Genomic DNA, 19029 nt, shown 5'->3' with positions numbered 1-19029 from the left:
ACCCCGAACTACGCCTCAACCTGGCCATGGCGCAACTCCTCGGCATCGCCTACCTGCGCTACATCCTGAAAGTCGAACCAATCGCCTCGGAACCAGTCGACACCCTCGTCCCCCGCGTCGCCCCAGTAATCACCGGCCACCTCCTAGGCTGACCACCTTTTCGACGAGAATGCATCCAGGTACACAAACGCCGAGAGGACATGTGCCCCAGCGCATTCTCGTCGGATTGTTCCGGGTGGGGTCAGCGCTCGCTGTCGAGGGTCAGTACGACCAGGGGGATCGGGCGGTCGATCTTGGATTGGAGATCGGCCAGTAGTGGATTGTCGGTCAGCACCCAGGATGCGAACTCGTCGTAAGCCTCGCCTTCGAGCACCGTGCCGGTCGCCCGGCAGGTCTTGTCTCGCAGCTCGATGGTGACCTGCGGGTTCGCCTGGATGTTGTGCCACCAGGCCGGGTACTTGTCCTCGACGAATGAACTCACGTACATGACGTCGTCGCGGTACAGCGGACCCAACGGCGTCGTATGCCGCTTACCGCTCTTGGCTCCGGTGGTGGTGAGCAGGATCAGCTCGCCGCCGGCGTATGCGCCGCCCACCTCGCCCGAGTTCTCCCGGAACTCCTTGATCACATCGCCATTCCAGTCCGCGATCCCACCCTCCTGATCCCACGCCTGGTTCCACGGCGCATTCGGATCGTCGTACTCGGTGATATCGCCCTGAACTTGCTGTCCCACAGTCGATTCGATTTCGCTCATGGTTCGAGTATCTCGGCGAGATAGGACAGTTCTGGTCCTAGTTCAACGAGAAATTCCGCCGGGGTGCCGGCCGCCCGGTGTCACCGTGTCACTGGGCGATGACGAGCAGGACGTGTGCGGGCTGGTCGTCGACCAGGTGCCAGCGGTCGCGCAAGGTGGCGGGGTAGTCGACGAAATCTCGTGGGCCCAGGCGGATTCGGCCGACGCCGACCAGTTCGATGTCGAGGTGGCCGGAGACGACGTAGATCCCGGAGACGCCTCGGGACTCGAACCACTCACCAATGAACTGCCCTGGCTCGATGAGGTATTCGATGACCTCCAGGGGGCTGTTCGGCCGCATGTGGAGGGCGCGGCCGACCGCGGCGTCGGGGCGGTCGGCGACGGGGATGCGGACGCCCTCGTCGGCGCGGACGATGGTGACCTTGTCGGCCGCGGGGGTGGGCAGGAGGTCGCCGGGGGTGACGTCGAGGGCGGCGGCGAGGCGGTAGGTGGTCACCATCGACGGCGCGCTGACGCCGCGTTCGATCTGGCTGAGGAAGGGCTGGCTGATGCCCGCGCGTTTCGCGAGTTCGCGCATCGAAAGCCCTGACTTCTCACGCAGATCGCGGATCACCCCGCCGATCAGTTCGGCGAGACAGGCCTCCTCGGGCGATCCCGACGCTGACGCATGTTCGTTCACACCGGTCAGTGTGCCTGATCGAAGTCCGTTGCGGGCGGAGAGACTTCACGCGATCGTCACACGGGTGCGCGCGGTCGCGATATTCTGACCGCATTCTGATTGCTGTCACTTATCAGAACGGAGAGCATCGGTGGGATTCCAGGTTCCGGTCATCGACCTCGGCGCCTATGTCGAAGGCGGCAGCGCGCCCGAGCGTCGGGCGGTGGCGCGCCGCATCGACGAGGCCGCGCGCACAGTCGGATTCATGCAGATCATCGGCCACGGCATCCCCCGCCGGGTGATCGACGACTTCGCCGCCGCCCTCGATGCCTTCTTCGAGCTGGAGCTCGAGGCGAAGAAGGCGTACCGCACCCCGCCGCAGATCAATCGCGGCTATTCCCCGCCCAAGAGCGAGAGCCTGAGCCTGAGCCTCGGCGTCGAATCGGCCACCCGCATGAACGATTTCTTCGAGGCCTTCAATATCGGTGCCGCGCTGTCGGATTACCCCGGCGTCGAGCTCCCCGCCGACGACTACGCCGAAAACCTCTGGCCCCGTGAGACTCCCGAGTTCCGTCCCCCGGTGCTGGCGTATTTCACCGAGGCCGCCCGGGTGGCCCGCACCCTCACCACCGCCTTCGCCGACGCCCTCGATCTCCCGCCCGGCTACTTCGACGCCTTCACCGACCACTCCCTCGACGTCCTGCGCATGAACAACTACGCCCTCCCGCCCGGCACGGTCGACCTCGACGGCGACCTCATCGGCATGGGCGAACACACCGACTACGGCATCGTGACCGTGCTGTGGGCAGATCAAGCCCCCGGCCTGCAGGTGCTCGGCGCCGACGGCGTCTGGCACGACGTCCAGCCCGCCGACGACGCGCTGCTGGTCAATCTCGGAGACCTGATGTCGCGCTGGACCAATGAGCGCTGGCTGTCCACCCTGCACCGGGTGAAGCCGCCCATCGTGAACGGCACCATCCAGCGCCGCCGCAGCGCCGCCTACTTCCACGACGGCAATATCGACGCCGTCATCACCACCCTGCCCTCGTGCGTCGGCGACGGCGTCAAGTACGAGCCCGTCACCGTCGCCGACCACATCCGCGCCAAGCTCGCGGGTTCGCGTGCGCTGCAACCGAATACCGGCGCCACCCGCGAGGCCGCCCGCGTCCTGGCCGCGACCGAGCGGCCCTAGAAGCCGCCGACCTCGAGCGGGATGACCCGCACCGCGAGCGTGCCCTGATGCATCGGCAGGCGTCCGGAGCCGTCGTCGTGGCAGTCCACCTTCGACTTGCCGGCCGTCGCGGTGTAGGTGAGGACGGTGACCCACGGCTGCCCGTCGAGGTCCTGGGGCTGGACGATGCCCGGGTTCGGAAGAGTCACGGCCACAGGCTGATTCGACGGATCGGTCACCGTGCAGGCCAGCCCCTCGGCGCCCGCGCCCCACGACTGCGGCACGTAGATGCCCATCACGCCGCTGTGCGAGGGATTTCCGGCCAGGGAGTCGGCCGTCACTTCGACCTCGGTCGGCTTGCCCAGTTCGACGACGGTGCCCGCGTGGTGTTCCTTCGCGCACGGCTGCTGCCCGGTCGGCCCGAGCCCGTCATCGGCGATGACACCGCCCGGGCACGGCGGCGGGCTGGAGGTGAATACCGCCGGGGTGGTGCCCTTCTCGCTGGACGACTCCTGACCGGCCGAACATCCCGCGGCCGCGACCAGCGGGATCAACGCAACAGCACTCCAGGCGATCAACCGAATGCTCATATCGGGCTCCAACGGTCGTGGGTGTATGGCGTTCCCGTGCGATCATTACGTGCCCGACGGTGATTTGCGAGGTTGTTGCCAATGCCAGCGTGTCGTCGTCCGATTCAGGAATCCGATCAGCGTGGCAAGCCATGCCACGACCGCCACCAGCAAGAGGATGCGGCCGACCACGCGCAAGGCGGTGAGGTCGGCGACGACGCCGGTGGTGAGGGTGGCGACGGCCGTCATGCCGAGCGGGAACACGGTGGCCCAGCGGCGGATGTCATAACCCGGGCGCGGATTGGCGATCTCGGCGACCACCAGGACCGAGTAGACCGCCCAATTGAGCATCAGCAAGGTCAGGGCGGCCGTGATCAGCGCGCCGTGCGCGACCGGTTTCCAGCCGGGGACATCGACGGTGACCGCCGCGGCCAGGGCGGAGATGGCGAGCGCGCCCGTGGCCACCCATTGATCGCCCGCACCCGACCAGATCTGCCGGAAGTCGAAGCGCGTCAACGCCAGCACGTACAGCCCGAGCCCCAGACAGAACCAGGCGACCGCGGCCATGGCGAGCCAGCGCGAGTCGTGGATCTTGGCCAGGGTCGCAGTCAGCACCGCCAGACCCTGAGTCGATACGCAGACCAGGAACTCGGCCCCCGGCATGCGCCGATTCCAGTGCCTCATCACCGCCCGCAGCAATACCGGCCACCACACGACCGCCAGCCCCAGCGCGATCCACGCCCCGGTGTGCCAGCCCAGCAGGGCGAGCCGGGTGCCGAGCACGGTGGTGGCCCCGATACCGCTCAGCCCCGGCGGGGTCTGGGCCTCGCTCACCCAGCGCGTGGGCTGGCTCAGGAATCGGACGGCGAAGTCGATGGCCAGCAGCGCCCACACCGCCCCCGCCAGGGCGAGCAGTATCCGCGACGGCCATTCGAACCCGGTGCGGTGCAACCCGATCGAGATGACGCCGGTCGCCATGACGAAGGCGCCCGCGGCGGGCGGTAGGTCGCGCCACGATCGAGGTGCCATGTGTTCTATGGAAACCCGTGGCGTTGTGGGCGTCCGAACGGCGCGCCGAGCAATTTGCCTATGAATTGCCCGAATCCAAATATCAGTGCAAGCGCAATTCCACCAGCGGCACATCGTCGATGCGACCGCCCACGGCGGATTCGATGATGCCGCTCAGCTCGCGATAGGCGGCCGGGTGCACGCGTTTGTATTCGGCCAGTACCGGTTTCGATTCCTCGGGTGTCAGCATGCGAGCGGTCGCGGGTGCGCGGTAGCGGGTACCGATGGTCACCCGGCAGTGCGGGTCGGCCGCGAGATTCCGATACCACTGCGAGCCGGTGCCGAAGCCGGAGGCGATGATCACCGTGTCCGGATCGGGCCGGGCGACGGTCTCCAGCGCGACGTAGCGCGGCTGCCCGGACTTGCGACCGGTGTGCTCCAACAGCAGCAGGCGGCCGCCGAAGACGAATCCCAGTCGGGCGCGGAACAATCCGATCGGGGCGCGCACGAACCAGCGCGTCCGCAGCAGCTTGGCACCGACATCGGTAATGGCCATACCCCGATGGTAGGCCGAAGCGAGGTCAATTCACCGGAGCCGCTTGCCCTTCCGGCGCACGCACCGCCCGATCGAGGCCACGTCGATCGTAGGCGCGGGTGGCGACGACACCGAGCACAACGCCGATGACGAGGCCGAGGACGGACATCCAGACGCCGCGGCTCAATCCGGCCTGGGCGCTGCCGTTGAAGTACAGGATCGAGCGGACACCCAGGAAAACCTGGTGCATGGGTTCGAAGCTGGAGAGCCAGCCGAAGTATTTGGGGGTGGCTTCGAGGGGGACGGTGCCGCCGGAGGAGGGGACGCCGAGGATGACGAAGAAGATCACGTTGACCACCAGACCCGCCCAGCCGATGGTGGCCAGGATCGAGATGCTGGTGACGCCCACGGCGAGAATCACGAGCGCGCCGTAGAGGAAGAGCTGCAACGGATGGTCGATCGGCATGTCCAGGCAGTTCGCGACGATCATCAACGCCCCCGACACCACGACCGACATCCCGGCCACCGCACTCCATTTGATCAGCAGGGTGCTGAACCGGCTGATGGCAGCCGATTCCGGCTTCAAATACCACGGCCCCCATTCCGTCGGCAGGAATCCCAGCGCCGAATCGATGAGCGTGTGCACGATCATCGCGCCGACCATGCCGGCGATCAGCAGCAGCAATGCGTAGAAGAACGCCGTCAGCCCCTGCCCGGTTCCGGTGGGCAGCGGATCGAATTGGTCGATCACGATGTTCAGCGGCCGTTCGAGCGCGATCTGGGTGGCGCCGCTGAGCGCGGGCGCGGGCGCGGCATCCCCCGATGGCGGCGCGAGCTGCGCCCGCACCGTCGCGAGCAGCTGCTGCCCGACCTGCTGGTTCACCTGGTCGAGGGCCTGCTCGCCGAACCGTTCGACGGCCGTGGTCGCGAATATGCCGGTGCGCGGATTGGTTTGGAGCGTGATGGTCGGCAGCTGGATATCGCCGGGCACGATGCTGCCCACGCCCAGAATCCCCAGCCGCTTGCTGAAGTCGCCGGGAATGATGACCGCACCGTAGATCTGCGCGTTCCGCATCTGCAGCTCGGCCTCGTTGATGCCGAGCACGCGCAGATCGATCTGGTCGGCGGGCACGGCCTGCTGCAGCCCCTCGGCCACCTGGTCGCCGAAGTTGACCCGCTTCTCCTGACCGGGCTGCCCCTGGATGTCGCCCTCGTCGCGGTTCACCAGCGCGATCGGGAAGTCGTGCAGGTTCTTCTGCGGGTCGACGATGTAGTCCAGGTACATGACCCCGAGCAGCGCGGCCAGGAAGGTCATGATCAGCACCGGGAACAGGAATCGCTGCGGTGTCAGGTGCTTTGGCTGCGGCACCTGGTCCTGCCCGCGCACACCCTCGGTAGTCGGCACGGCGGAACCGTAGCAGCATCTGACCAGCGAATCAGGTTGTCACGGCCGTGGAGTGCGAGTTTCGCTTCCTACATTCGCAATTCCCGCGAACTCGGGATAGACCGGCGGACCAGATTACAATTCAGCAAATTTTCGGCGCGCTGCCGTGCCGCCGTGTTGAGGTGGAGACCGGTCGGCTGGATTACTGATGTTCCGCACCATGTCGGAGATCGGCAGGAGGTCGAATGAGCGTCGTCGATGTCGCGCGCTGGCAGTTCGGTATCACCACCGTCTATCACTTCATCTTCGTCCCGCTCACCATCGGCCTCGCCCCTCTGGTCGCCGGCCTGCAGACCGCCTGGGTGGTCACCGGCAAGGAGCATTGGCTCCGGCTCACCAAATTCTTCGGAAAGCTGTTCCTGATCAACTTCGCCCTCGGTGTCGCCACCGGCATCGTGCAGGAGTTCCAGTTCGGCATGAGCTGGAGCGAATACTCCCGCTTCGTCGGCGATATCTTCGGCGCGCCGCTGGCCATGGAGGCGCTGGTCGCCTTCTTCATGGAGTCGACGTTCCTGGGGCTGTGGATCTTCGGCTGGGATCGCCTGCCCAAGAAGGTGCATCTGGCGTGTATCTGGCTGGTCGCGATCGGCGTCAACGCCTCGGCGTATTTCATCATCGCCGCCAACTCGTTCATGCAGCATCCGGTCGGCGCGGAGTTCAATCCCGAGTCCGGACGCGCTGAACTGCACAGCATTTGGAAGGTGATCACGAATGTGACCACCCTGGCCGCCTTCCCGCACGTGGTGGCCGGAGCCTTCCTCACCGCGGGCACCTTCATCGCGGGCGTGGCGGGTTGGTGGATGGTCAAGCAGGCCCGTGCGGCCACCGGCCCCGAGGATCTCGAGGACGCCCGCACCATGTGGCGGCCCGCGGCCCGCCTGGGCATGTGGGTGGTGCTGATCTCCTGCGTGGTGATCATCTTCACCGGAGACTCCCAGGGCAAGCTGATGTTCAAGCAGCAGCCCATGAAGATGGCCTCGGCGGAATCGCTGTGCCACACCGAAACCGATCCGGACTTCTCGGTGCTGACCGTCGGCACCCACAACAACTGCGACAGCGTCGACCACGCCATCGAGGTGCCGTATGTGCTGCCGTGGCTGGCCACCGGCGACTTCACCGGCGTCACGCTGCAGGGCGTGAAAGACCTTCAGGTCGACTACAACCAGAAGTACGGCATCGGCGACTACCGGCCCAATCTGTTCGTCACCTACTGGTCCTTCCGCGCCATGATCACCTGGATGGCCGGTTCGATCCTGTTGGCGCTGGCCGGATTCTGGGTCACCCGCCGCGGCCGGATCCCGGATCAGACCTGGTTCTCCTGGCTGTCCGTGCTGGCGATCGTGACACCGTTCCTGGGCAACAGTTCCGGCTGGGTGTTCACCGAGATGGGCCGCCAGCCCTGGGTGGTCGCGCCCAACCCGACCGGCGATCAGGCGCTGCGAATGACCGTGCAGCAGGGCGTGTCCGGTATCTCGGCGGGCACGGTGCTGACCTCGCTGATCGTGTTCACCCTGCTCTACGGCGGGCTCGCGGTCGCCTGGTTCTACCTGATGCGCCGCTACGTGGTGGCGGGACCCGAACCGGCGCACGCGGATTCGCCCACACCGGCCGCCGGTGACTCCGTCGAGAAGCTTTCCTTCGCCTACTAGGAGCCGAGGATGAGTCTGCCCGAGTTCTGGTTTCTCCTGGTCGCGGTCCTGTTCACCGGCTATTTCGTGCTGGAGGGCTTCGATTACGGCGTCGGCATGCTCATGCCCATCCTGGGCCGGAGCTCCGAGGTGAAGAAGCGGGTGCTGCTCAACACCATCGGCCCCGTGTGGGATGGCAACGAGGTGTGGCTGCTGACCGCGGGCGGCGCGATGTTCGCGGCCTTCCCGGAGTGGTACGCCAGCCTGTTCTCCGGGTTCTATCTGGCGCTGCTGCTGATCCTGGTCGGTCTGATCGCGCGGGCCTGCGCCATCGAATGGCGCGGCAAGATCAATGATCCGAAGTGGCGGCGCTGGTGCGATATCGGCATCGCGCTCGGTTCCTGGATTCCCGCTCTCGCCTGGGGTTTGGCGTTCGCGAATATCGTGCGCGGCGTCAAGTTGAACGCTCACCGCCAGATCGAGGGCAATCTGTTCGATCTGCTCAATCCGTACGGCATCCTCGGCGGACTGACCACGCTGCTGCTGTTCCTGCTGCACGGCGCGGTGTTCGTCTCGTTGAAGACCGGCGGCGACGTGCGTGAGGACGCGCGCCTGGCGATGCTGCGTTTGCTGCCGCCGACCGCGCTGGTGGTCGCGGCCTTCGGCCTGTGGACCCAGTTCGCCTACGGGAAGGGCTGGACGTGGATTCCGTTGGTGCTGGCCGTGATCGGGCTGGTGGTCACCGCGGTGGGAGCGGTCAAGGGCCGCGACGGGTGGGGTTTCACCGGCACCGCGGTCACTATTGTCGCGGCCACTGTACTGCTGTTCGGGTCGCTGTTCCCGGATGTGCTGCCCTCCACCATCAATGACGCCTACAGCCTCACCGTCGACGGCCGCAACGGCACCGTGTCGGCGTCCTCGACCCACTACACGCTGGTGGTGATGAGCTGGGTGGCGGTGGCTCTGGTCCCGGTCGTGCTGGTCTACCAGGCCTGGACCTACTGGGTGTTCCGCAAGCGGCTCACCGTGGAGCAGATTCCCGCCCCGATCGGACTGTCCGTGCGGCCCTGACCGCCGCCGCGAAAAACATTATCGAGGAAAGGGATTCGTAGATGACGGGACCCGGGGAGACCGGAGCTCTGCTGTTGCGCTCGGCGCGCTATTTCCGGCCCGGGAAGCCCGCGGCGGATCTGCACAGCGAACAGATCGTCGGCGGCCGCGAGGGCGATGTCTTCTACCGCGACCGCTGGAGCCACGACAAGATCGTCTACTCCACCCACGGCGTCAACTGCACGGGCTCGTGCCGGTGGAAGGTGTACGTCAAGGACGGCATCATCACCTGGGAGACCCAGGCCACCGACTATCCCTCCGTCGGGCCGGACCGCCCCGAGTACGAGCCGCGCGGCTGCCCCCGCGGGGCCGCGTTCTCCTGGTACACGTATTCGCCCACGCGCGTGCGGTATCCGTATGTGCGCGGCGTGCTGCTGGAGATGTACCGCGAGGCGCGGGCGCGGCTGAGCGATCCGGTGCTGGCGTGGGCCGACATCCAGAACGATCCCGAGCGTCGCCGCCGCTATCAGCGGGCGCGCGGCAAAGGCGGTCTGGTGCGGGCGGAGTGGACCGAGGCCGTCGAGATCGCCGCCGCCGCACACGTGCACGCGATCAAGAACTACGGTCCCGACCGCATCGCGGGGTTCTCCCCCATCCCGGCCATGTCGATGGTGTCGCACGCCTCGGGCGCCCGGTTCATGGGTTTGATCGGCGCGCCGATGCTCTCGTTCTACGACTGGTACGCAGATCTTCCGGTGGCCTCGCCGCAGGTCTTCGGCGACCAGACCGACGTCCCGGAATCCGGTGACTGGTGGGACGCGGCCTATCTGATCATGTGGGGCTCCAACGTCCCGGTGACCCGCACACCGGACGCGCACTGGATGGCGGAGGCCCGCTATCGCGGGCAGAAGGTCGTGGTCGTCGCTCCCGACTACGCCGACAATGCCAAGTTCGCCGACGAATGGCTGCATCCGCATCCGGGCACCGATGCCGCGCTGGCCATGGCCATGGGGCATGTGATCCTCAAGGAATGCTTCGTGGACCGGCAGGTGCCGTTCTTCGACGACTACGTGCGCCGGTTCACCGATCTGCCGTTCCTGGTGACGCTGGTCGAGCGCGACGGCGCCTATGTGCCGGACAAATTCGTGCGGGCCGCCGATCTCGGCGACAGCGACGAGGGTGCGGCGTGGAAAACCGTTGTGCTGGACCGGAATACGGGCGCACCCGCCGTGCCCAACGGTTCGGTGGGGTTCCGGTGGAACGAATCCGGTAAGGGCCGTTGGAATCTCGATCTCGGCGAAATCGATCCCCTGCTCTCCCTCCACGACCGCGGTGCCGGTGTCGAGGTGCTGCTGACCCGCTTCGACACCGACGGCGGCGCGCACGGCCAGGGTCGCGGGGAAACCATGCGCCGCGGTGTCCCGGCGCTGCGGCTCACCACCGACGGGCCCGTGGTCACCACGGTCTTCGATCTGCTGCTGGCCCAATACGGCGTCGCCCGCGACGGATTGCCCGGCGAGTGGCCCGCCTCCTACGACGATGCCGAGACTCCGGGCACCCCGGCCTGGTCCGAGCGGATCACCTCGGTCCCCGCGCAGCGCACCGTGAAGATCGCCCGCGAGTTCGCGGCCATCGCCGAGGAATCCCAGGGCCGCTGCATGATCCTCATGGGCGCGGGCACCAATCACTGGTTCCACTCCGAGACCATCTACCGCTGTTTCCTGTCGCTGCTGCTGCTCACCGGCTGCGAGGGCCGCAATGGCGGCGGCTGGGCGCACTACGTCGGCCAGGAGAAGGTGCGGCCGGTGACCGGCTGGGCGACGCTGGCCTCGGCCAACGACTGGTCGCGGCCGCCGCGCCAGATGATCGGCACCGCATGGTTCTTCACCAATACCGACCAGTGGCGCTACGACCAGTTCAGCGCCGACGTGATGGCATCACCTCTGGGCACCGGCCGGTTCCAGGGCATGACCGGCGCGGACGTGCTGGCCCAGTCCGCGCGCATGGGCTGGATGCCGTCGTATCCGACCTTCGACCGCAACCCGCTCGACCTGGTCGATCAGGCGCGGGAGGCGGGCAAGGAACCGGCGCAGTACGTCGCGGACGAATTGCGCGAGGGCCGACTGCGTTTCGCCGCCGAGGACCCCGACGCACCCCAGAACTGGCCGCGCGTGATGACGCTGTGGCGCGCCAACCTGCTGGGCTCCTCCGCCAAGGGCGCGGAGTACTTCACCAAACACCTGCTGGGCACGCAATCCTCGCTGCGCGCCGAGGAAGCGCCGCCGGACGCGCGGCCGCGTGACGTCGTCTGGCACGACGAGGCACCCGAGGGCAAGCTCGATCTGCTGCTGTCCATCGACTTCCGCATGACCTCCTCGACCATGCTGTCCGATATCGTGCTGCCCGCGGCGACCTGGTACGAGAAGCACGACCTGTCCTCCACCGATATGCACCCGTTCGTGCACTCCTTCGCCCCGGCGGTGAGCCCGCCGTGGCAGGCGCGCACCGACTTCGAGGCCTTCTACGATCTGGCGTCGCGGCTCAGCGAACTGGCCAAGGGACACCTCGATACCCGACATGACCTGGTGGCCACGCCGTTTCAGCACGACACCGCCGGGGAGATCGGGCAGCCGGGCGGGGTCGCGCTGGACTGGAAGGCCGGTGACTGCAAGCCGATACCGGGCGTCACCATGCCCGCGCTGGCCGTGGTCGAACGCGACTACACCGCCGTCGGAACGAAATTCGCGTCGCTGGGCCCGAATGTCGAGAAGCTCGGACTCCCGGCCAAGGGCATCGTCATGCACCCCGATGAGGAGATCGACTACCTGCGGGCGCTCAATGGCGTGGTCGCCGAGGGGGTCGCGGCGGGCCGCCCGGCCATGGACACCGATCTCAAGGCCGCCAATACGATCTTGTCGCTGTCGGGCACCACCAATGGGCGACTCGCGGTGCAGCTGTTCAAGACCCTCGAGCAGCGCACCGGTCAGCCGATGGCGCATCTGGCGGAGGAGAAGGAAGCCGTCCGCATCACCTACGCCGAGACCCAGGCCGCCCCGGTGCCGGTGATCACCTCGCCGGAGTGGTCGGGCAGCGAGGCGGGCGGGCGACGCTACGCGCCGTTCACCCTCAATACCGAGCACCTCAAGCCGTGGCACACCCTGACCGGCCGCCAGCATTTCTTCGTCGACCACGACTGGATGCACGAGCTCGGCGAGGCGCTGCCGACCTACCGGCCGCCGTTGGATATGAAGCGGCTCTTCGGCGAACCGGCGCTCGGGCCGACCGGGCAGAACGAGGTGACGGTCCGCTATCTGACCCCGCACAACAAGTGGTCGATCCACTCCGAGTACCAGGACAACCTGTTCATGCTGTCGCTTTCCCGTGGCGGACAGGTGATCTGGATGTCGGTGGCCGATGCCGAGACCATCGGGGTGGCCGACAACGACTGGATCGAGGCGGTCAACCGCAATGGCGTGGTGGTGGCCAGGGCCATTGTCTCCCCGCGTATTCCGGCCGGGTTGGTGTACATGAACCACGCGCAGGAGCGCACGGTCAATGTGCCCAAGTCCGAGACGAACGGCCGCCGCGGCGGCATCCACAATTCGCTGACCCGGGTGCTGCTCAAGCCCACCCATCTGATCGGCGGCTACGCCCAATTGTCGTGGTCGTTCAACTATTTCGGCCCGACGGGCAATCAGCGGGACGAGATCACCGTGATCCGCCGTCGCAGCCAGGAGGTGAGCTACTGATGCGCGTGATGGCACAGATCGCGATGGTCATGAATCTCGACAAATGCATTGGCTGCCATACCTGTTCGGTCACGTGCAAGCAGACGTGGACCAATCGCTCGGGCATGGAGTACGCCTGGTTCAACAATGTCGAGACCCGGCCGGGGCAGGGGTATCCGCGGCGCTACGAGGATCAGCGGGAGTGGAAGGGCGGCTGGACGCTCACCAAGCGCGGCAAGCTGAAGCTCAAGCAGGGGTCGCGGACCTGGAAGTTGTTGAGCCTGTTCGCCAATCCCGTCATGCCGACGCTGCGCGACTACTACGAGCCGTGGACCTACGACTACCGCAATCTCACCGACGCCCCGCTGGGTGACGACTATCCGGTCGCGCCGCCGCGCTCGCTGGTCACCGGCGAGCCGATGGCCGTGGAATGGTCGGCCAACTGGGACGACAATCTGGGCGGCATCGCCGAGCACGGGGCCGAGGACCCGAATGTGGTGAAGATGCGCGAGGAAGTGGGCGAGAAGATCCGCTTCAGCTACGAAGAGTCGTTCATGTTCTATCTGCCGCGCATCTGCGAGCACTGCCTGAATCCGGCGTGTGTGGCCGCCTGCCCGTCCGGAGCGATCTACAAGCGCGTCGAGGACGGCATCGTGCTGGTGGATCAGGACCAGTGCCGCGGCTGGCGGCAGTGCGTGACCGGATGCCCCTACAAGAAGATCTATTTCAATCATCAGACGGGCAAGGCCGAGAAGTGCACCTTCTGCTATCCGCGCGTCGAGGTGGGCCTGCCCACGGTGTGCTCGGAGACCTGCGTGGGGCGGCTCCGGTATCTCGGGGTGCTGCTCTACGACGCCGACAAGGTGGCCGCCGCGGCGGCCACCCGTGACGAGAAACAGCTCTACCAAGCGCAATTGGATCTGTTCCTGGACCCCGAGGACCCGGAGGTGCGCCGCGCCGCCGAACGCGACGGGATCTCCCACGAATGGCTCGAGGCCGCCCGCCGGTCCCCCGTGCACGCCTTGATCAGCAAGTACCGGGTGGCGCTGCCGCTACATCCGGAATTCCGGACCATGCCGATGGTCTGGTACATCCCGCCGCTGTCGCCGGTGGTGGACGCGGTGGCCGACAGCGGATTCGACGGCGAGAACGCGGGCAACCTGTTCGGCGCCATCGACGCGCTGCGGATTCCGGTCCAGTATCTGGCCGAGCTGTTCACCGCCGGTGATCCGGTGCCGGTGCGGGCGAGCCTGGATCGGCTGGCGGCCATGCGATCCCATATGGCCGATATCAATCTCGGGCGGATCGTCGGCGAGGAGACCGCGGCGGCGGTCGGCATGACCGCCAAGGAGCTCGAGCAGATGTTCCACCTGCTGGCCGTCGCGAAATACGAAGACCGGTACGTGATTCCGACCGCCGCCATGACCGAGGCGCATCAACTGGAGGAGTCGGTGCTGCAGAGCGGGTGCAGCCTCGACTACGAGGGCGGGCCCGGCATGTCGGAGGACGGGCCGTTCGGCGGCGGGTCGGGGCGGAAGTCGCTGCCGCTGGTCACCATCGAGAGTTTCCACGCCATGCGCAAGCAGCAGACCGCGGACACGGTCGAGGAGGGGCGGTGAGCCGGAGCGACGACGAGGTCGCGTTGATCTATCGCGTGGCCTCGGCCTGCCTGGCGTATCCGGGGGCGGAGTTCGTGGCGGATCTGGGCTCGTTCGAGGCGGCGCTACAGGCGGTGCGGCATCCGGCGGCGCGCGGGCTTCGCGAATTCCTGTCCGCCACCGCCGATTTCACCGCCGATCAGCGCACGGCCGCCTATGTCGACACCTTCGACTTCACCAACCGCCACAGCCTGTACCTGACCTGGTGGACCGACGGCGACACCCGCAATCGCGGGGTCGCTCTGGTGCGGTTCAAGGAGCACTACCGCGCCCACGGCTTCGACTTCGCCGATGACGAGTTGCCCGACTTCCTGCCCGCCGTCCTCGAATTCTGCGCGCTCGCCCGTACGGACGCGTTGCTGATCGAGCATCGTCCGGCGCTGGAGCTGCTTCGAATCGCCTTGTCCGAGAAGGGAAATCCCTACGCCTCGGTCCTCGAGAGCGTCTGCGCGACCCTGCCCGGGGCGTCGCCGACCGACCGGGCCTCCGCGCGCGCCATGGCGCGCAGCGGCCCGCCGCGTGAAACCGTCGGCCTCGAACCCTACGGACACCTCGGAATGCTGCCACTGCTGACGGGAGAGCATCGATGAACACCTTCCTGTGGGGAGCCCTCCCCTACCTGACCATCGGCCTGCTGGCCACCGGCCTGGCCTGGCGCTACCGCTACGACAAGTTCGGCTGGACCACCCGTTCCTCGGAGCTGCACGAATCCCGGCTGCTCAAGATCGCGTCGCCGATGTTCCACTACGGCATCCTGTTCGTGTTCGTCGGGCACATCATGGGCCTGTTCATCCCGGCCTCCTGGACCGACGCCATCCACTTCGACGAGCACGCCTACAACCTGCTCTCGCTGATCGGCGGCACCGCCGCGGGCGCGCTCGCGGTGCTCGGCATCGGCATGCTGATCTACCGGCGCCGCACCAACACCGCCGTCTTCCACGGCACCACCCGTAACGACAAACTCATGTACCTGGTGCTGGTGGCCGCGATCCTCAGCGGCATGTACGCCAAGCTCAGCCATGCCAGCTTCGACGAGGGCTACGACTACCGCACCACGATCGCGCCGTGGGCCCGCAGCATCTTCACCCTCCACCCGGACGTCGATCTGATGGCGCAGGCCCCCTTGGCTTTCCACGTGCACGCCGTGATCGGCATGTTCCTGCTGGCTCTGCTCCCGTTCACCCGCCTGGTCCACATGTTCAGCGCGCCGGTGCAATATCTGTTCCGCCCGTACATCGTCTATCGCAGCCGCGACCCGCGAGTACTGGGTGAGCGTCCCCCGCGCCGCGGCTGGGAGCGCATCGACGCCGGACGCTGACACCTCGATCGCGACGGTACGCGGGTGCGCCGGAAATTCCTGGGCGGCAGTGCCTTACGCGTGCGCGGAGCGGAAGCGGCCCGCGTCGAGACCGGAGGTGGATTGTTCGGCGCGGATGACGTGGGTGACGGCGTTGATGAGCGCGAGGTGGGTGAAGGCCTGCGGGAAGTTGCCCAGGTGACGGCCGGTGCGCGGATCGATCTCCTCGGCATAGAGCTGCAGGTCGCTGGCGTAGCCGAGCAGGCGGTGGCACAGTTCCCGCGCACGTGTCAGTTCGTCGATCTCGACCAGCGCCGACACCAGCCAGAACGAGCAGATGGTGAACGCGCCCTCGACGCCGGAGAGGCCATCGTCGGTGGTGTCGGTGCGGTAGCGCAGAACCAAGCCGTCGACGGTCAGGTGGTCGGCGATGGCGAGGACGGTGGCGCGCACGCGCGGATCCTCGGGCGGCAGGAATCGCATCAGCGGCACCAGCAGCAGGGACGCGTCCAGGGCTGTGCCACCGTAGGTTTGGGTGAACACGCCGTCGGAGTTCACGCCGTGCGCGAGCACATCCGCGTGAATCTCGGCGGCGATCCGCCGCCACTGCTCGGCGTGCTCGTGCTGGCCGTGCAGATCGGCGAGCCGGGCGCCGCGGTCCAGCGCCACCCAGCACATCACCTTCGAACACGTGAAATGCTGTGGCTCACCGCGGATCTCCCAGATGCCGCGGTCGGGTTCGTGCCATTGCGCGATGGCCGACTCGACCTGGGTGCGCAGCATCGGCCACAGCGCTTCCGGCACCTCGTTTCGGGATTTGACGTGGATGTAGACCGAATCGAGGATGACGCCCCAGACGTCGTGCTGCACTTGGTCATAGGCGGCATTGCCCACCCGCACCGGGCGCGCTCCGCCATAACCGTGCAGATTCGGCAGTTCGGATTCGGTGATCTCGCGTTCGCCGCCGATGCCGTAGAGCACTTGCAGCGGTAGCGGATTGCCGTCCACGCCGATGGCGACATCGTGCAGGAAGGCGAAGAAGTCGTCGGCCTCGCGATTGAAGCCGAGCGTGTACAGCCCCCACAGCGCGAACGACGAATCACGCACCCAGCTGTAGCGGTAGTCCCAATTCCGTTCGCCACCCGGACTTTCCGGCAGCGAGGTAGTGGCAGCGGCCAGCAGCGCCCCGGTCGGGGCGTAGGTGAGCCCCTTGAGCGCCAGCGCGCTGCGCTGCAGATAGCGCCGCCACGGATGATCCGGGAACTCACCCAGCGTGAGCCATTGCCGCCAGAAGTCATTGGTGGCGTGCAGCTTTCGCTCGGCCTCGTCGAAGGTGCGCGGCGGCGGCAACTCCGACCAGGAGAGCGCCACGAAGGCCCGGTCCCCCTCCACCATCCGGGTTCGCGCGCTCGCGAGGCGACCATCCAGACCCAGCTTCAGATCGGTGGTCAAGGTCAATGCGGGTCCATCGCCGTCTGCCCCGGTCGCCGTGGCCTGCTCGTACACCGCGCCGGTGTAGGTCCACGTCGCCGGAGCCCGGTCGTAGTCGAAGGCCGGCGCACAGCTCAGTTCCAGCTCCACCACGCCGTTCACGCATTCCACCACGCGCACCAGGGCATGCTCGGCATCGAGGTCGCGCGGCGTGCGGCGATAGGTGTGGCTCCGTGCCGCGGTGTCGTGCCAGGGCCCGACCACCAGGGCATCGCGCACCACCAGCCAACCGGTCTCGGTCTGCCAGGTGGTCTCGAGCACCATCCCGCCCGGCACGTATTGCCGCGCCGCGGGCACCGCGACACCGTAGGGCCCGAGCCGGAAATGCCCCGCGCCCCGATCCAGCAGCGCCCCGAACACACTCGGAGAATCCGGGCGCGGCAAGCACATCCACTCCACCGCCCCCGACGGCGCGATCAGACAGCTCGTCTCGCAATCCGACAGGAACGCGTAGTCGTCGATCGCCGGAAACACCTGCTCATCGACGGACGACACGGCCCCGGAACCCGACGCGGAAGTCTGCATGCCCTCATCGAAACCCGCCGCGTCCGCCCGACGGTCACGGCGCGCCGAACCACCGGCTCGGCAATCGCCGCCTCCGATGTCAGCACCCGAGACCCGAGGATCCCGCGCCGCGAGTGCGCGGCCGTGCGAAACTCTGACATGGCGAACCGCTGGGTCGGAGTGACCATCGACTGCCTGGACGTGGAACGGGTGGCGGCCTTCTGGAGCGCGCTGCTGGAGCGCGCGCCCGGCCCCTCCGAACCCGGCTGGATCTATCTCGGCCATCCCGATGATCCCTTGCCCCGCTTGGTTTTCCAGCCGGTCGCGGAGCCCAAGCGCGGCAAGGTGCGCCTGCATCTCGACATCGCGGTGGACGATATCGAGCAGGCCATCGCGCAGGTGCTCGCGCTCGGCGGCGGCCACACCGGCGAGCGCCACGACTACGACGAGGGTGTGGTCGTCGCGATGGTGGATCCGGAGGGCCACGAATTCTGTCTGGTCCAGTACTACTGAGACATCGACTACTACTGAGACATCGACCATTCGTGATGAACCAGGCAATCCAGTAGAACCGGAGCAATCGCCGAAAACGATTGTCCGAGTCGGGATTTCCGAACGATCGGGGCAAACATCCCGTGTCGGTCCGCGGGGTTGCGCGGTCGTCATGCTTCACTGCGCGTCAGCGAATCTTCAGCGATCATGTGGGCGGCCATTCCGGTCGCCCTTCTGCCCAGGAGGATCGATGCGCACAACGGTGTGCCTGACCGTGACTTTCGCCGCGGCGGCACTCACCACGATGGTTCCGGCGGGCGCCAAGCCGCCCACGGAGAAGCAGCCCATCCGCGAATATGTGGCACTCGGCGATTCGTGGGCCGCGGACGCGGCGATGACCGGGGTCAGCGCCGAATTCGTGCCGCTGGCCTGCGCGCAGAGTGCGACCTCCTACGCCAAGCTGGTGGCGCAGGCGCTGGCGGTGGCCCAATTCCGCGACGCCAGTTGCGCCTCCGCGGTGACCACGGATCTGAGCGAGCCGCAGGCCCTGCCGGACGGCACCGTGAATCCCCCGCAGTTCGACCGCCTCACGCCCGACACCGATCTGGTGACCCTCGAAATCGGCGGCAATGACGCTGGTTTGGCCGCCATCGTGCCCACCTGTCTGACCACTTCACCGCACCTCTCGAACTGCGCGCGCATGCGCACCGCCGCCGGTGGCGAGGACGCCATGTCCGCGGCCATCCGCACCGCCGAGCCGAAGGTCGCCGCCACCATCACCGCCGTCCGCGACCGCTCCCCCCACGCCCGCATTCTCCTCATCGACTACCTCGCCGGAGTCTCCCCCGGTACCGGCTGCTACCCGCACATCCCGATCACCGACGAAGACGCGAACTGGCTGGGCCACAAGCTGATCGAGCTCGACACCATGCTCGCCCGGGTCGCCGCGAAGGCCGGAATCGACTTCGTCGACACCTACACCGGCAGCGTCGGCCACGACGCCTGCCGCCCCACCGGCACCCGCTGGGTCGAGGGCCTCTTC

At 67.1% G+C, this 19029-nt stretch carries 15 protein-coding genes and 2 pseudogenes; 10 read left to right on the top strand and 7 right to left on the bottom strand.

Translation table 11 applies throughout. From position 1 onward, the window contains the following. Positions 1–152 (top strand): annotated as a pseudogene (locus ACAM49_RS30805) (TetR/AcrR family transcriptional regulator); the annotation flags it as partial. An 89-nt stretch (positions 153–241) separates the two neighbouring features. Here the strand turns inward: ACAM49_RS30805 and ACAM49_RS30800 are convergent. Together ACAM49_RS30800 and ACAM49_RS30795 are read right to left on the bottom strand one after the other, a co-directional pair. After that, positions 242–754, bottom strand: a complete 513-nt coding sequence (locus ACAM49_RS30800) for a nitroreductase/quinone reductase family protein (protein ID WP_369639068.1) — start codon at positions 752–754, stop codon at positions 242–244. An 88-nt stretch (positions 755–842) separates the two neighbouring features. Then, entirely contained in the window at positions 843–1433 is a 591-nt protein-coding gene (locus tag ACAM49_RS30795) for a helix-turn-helix domain-containing protein (RefSeq protein WP_369639067.1), read from the bottom strand. 130 nt (positions 1434–1563) lie between these two features. On the opposite strand from ACAM49_RS30795, the gene ACAM49_RS30790 reads away from it, so the two are divergent. After that, entirely contained in the window at positions 1564–2604 is a 1041-nt protein-coding gene (locus ACAM49_RS30790; protein WP_369639066.1) for an isopenicillin N synthase family dioxygenase, read from the top strand. Here the strand turns inward: ACAM49_RS30790 and ACAM49_RS30785 are convergent. The 4 genes from ACAM49_RS30785 to ACAM49_RS30770 form a co-directional block, all read right to left on the bottom strand. After that, positions 2601–3173 carry a hypothetical protein gene (locus ACAM49_RS30785; RefSeq protein ID WP_369639065.1) on the bottom strand — a complete coding sequence of 191 codons (573 nt, stop codon included), beginning with the start codon at positions 3171–3173 and terminating at the stop codon, positions 2601–2603. The two genes, ACAM49_RS30790 and ACAM49_RS30785, sit on opposite strands and share 4 nt — an antisense overlap. 45 nt (positions 3174–3218) lie before the next feature. Then, positions 3219–4181: a tellurite resistance/C4-dicarboxylate transporter family protein gene (locus tag ACAM49_RS30780; RefSeq protein WP_369639064.1), complete on the bottom strand. Its 963-nt coding sequence runs from the start codon at positions 4179–4181 to the stop codon at positions 3219–3221. Between the two features lie 82 nt (positions 4182–4263). Next, a complete protein-coding gene (locus tag ACAM49_RS30775; RefSeq protein ID WP_369639063.1) occupies positions 4264–4716 on the bottom strand; it encodes a nitroreductase family deazaflavin-dependent oxidoreductase in 453 nt (150 codons plus the stop codon). 25 nt (positions 4717–4741) lie between these two features. After that, on the bottom strand, positions 4742–6100 hold the full coding sequence (locus ACAM49_RS30770) for a YhgE/Pip domain-containing protein (protein WP_369639062.1): 1359 nt from the start codon (positions 6098–6100) through the stop codon (positions 4742–4744). A gap of 224 nt (positions 6101–6324) precedes the next feature. Between ACAM49_RS30770 and ACAM49_RS30765 the strand changes: the two genes are divergently transcribed. Genes ACAM49_RS30765 through narI form a run of 6 tightly spaced genes read left to right on the top strand, consistent with a single transcriptional unit; the run spans position 6325 to position 15521 of the window. Further along, positions 6325–7788, top strand: a complete 1464-nt coding sequence (locus ACAM49_RS30765) for a cytochrome ubiquinol oxidase subunit I (RefSeq protein WP_369639061.1) — start codon at positions 6325–6327, stop codon at positions 7786–7788. A 9-nt stretch (positions 7789–7797) separates the two neighbouring features. Further along, a complete protein-coding gene (gene cydB, locus ACAM49_RS30760) occupies positions 7798–8838 on the top strand; it encodes a cytochrome d ubiquinol oxidase subunit II (RefSeq protein ID WP_369639060.1) in 1041 nt (346 codons plus the stop codon). Between the two features lie 41 nt (positions 8839–8879). Next, positions 8880–12566 (top strand): nitrate reductase subunit alpha, encoded by a 3687-nt coding sequence (locus ACAM49_RS30755; RefSeq protein ID WP_369639059.1) that lies wholly within the window; start codon positions 8880–8882, stop codon positions 12564–12566. Then, positions 12566–14164 carry a nitrate reductase subunit beta gene (gene narH / locus ACAM49_RS30750; RefSeq protein ID WP_369639058.1) on the top strand — a complete coding sequence of 533 codons (1599 nt, stop codon included), beginning with the start codon at positions 12566–12568 and terminating at the stop codon, positions 14162–14164. The genes ACAM49_RS30755 and narH overlap by 1 nt, the downstream gene beginning before the upstream one ends. Further along, the gene (narJ, locus tag ACAM49_RS30745; protein ID WP_369639057.1) at positions 14161–14793 is read left to right on the top strand and encodes a nitrate reductase molybdenum cofactor assembly chaperone; all 633 of its coding nucleotides are present in this window, start codon (positions 14161–14163) and stop codon (positions 14791–14793) included. Before narH ends, narJ begins: the two co-directional genes overlap by 4 nt. After that, positions 14790–15521, top strand: a complete 732-nt coding sequence (gene narI / locus ACAM49_RS30740; RefSeq protein WP_369639056.1) for a respiratory nitrate reductase subunit gamma — start codon at positions 14790–14792, stop codon at positions 15519–15521. Before narJ ends, narI begins: the two co-directional genes overlap by 4 nt. Positions 15522–15575: 54 nt before the next feature. Here the strand turns inward: narI and ACAM49_RS30735 are convergent. Further along, a pseudogene (locus ACAM49_RS30735) lies at positions 15576–17462 on the bottom strand (glycoside hydrolase family 15 protein); the annotation flags it as partial. A 192-nt stretch (positions 17463–17654) separates the two neighbouring features. On the opposite strand from ACAM49_RS30735, the gene ACAM49_RS30730 reads away from it, so the two are divergent. Both ACAM49_RS30730 and ACAM49_RS30725 read left to right on the top strand, forming a co-directional pair. After that, entirely contained in the window at positions 17655–18008 is a 354-nt protein-coding gene (locus ACAM49_RS30730) for a VOC family protein (RefSeq protein ID WP_369639055.1), read from the top strand. A 229-nt stretch (positions 18009–18237) separates the two neighbouring features. Next, positions 18238–19029: SGNH/GDSL hydrolase family protein (locus ACAM49_RS30725; RefSeq protein ID WP_369639054.1), on the top strand; the 792-nt coding region annotated here is incomplete at its 3' end.

It is taken from the genome of Nocardia sp. JMUB6875, assembly GCF_041154655.1.
Lineage (GTDB): Bacteria > Actinomycetota > Actinomycetes > Mycobacteriales > Mycobacteriaceae > Nocardia.
The sequence above is the reverse complement of the archived record's forward strand: the minus strand, read 5'-3'. Positions and strand labels throughout refer to the sequence as shown.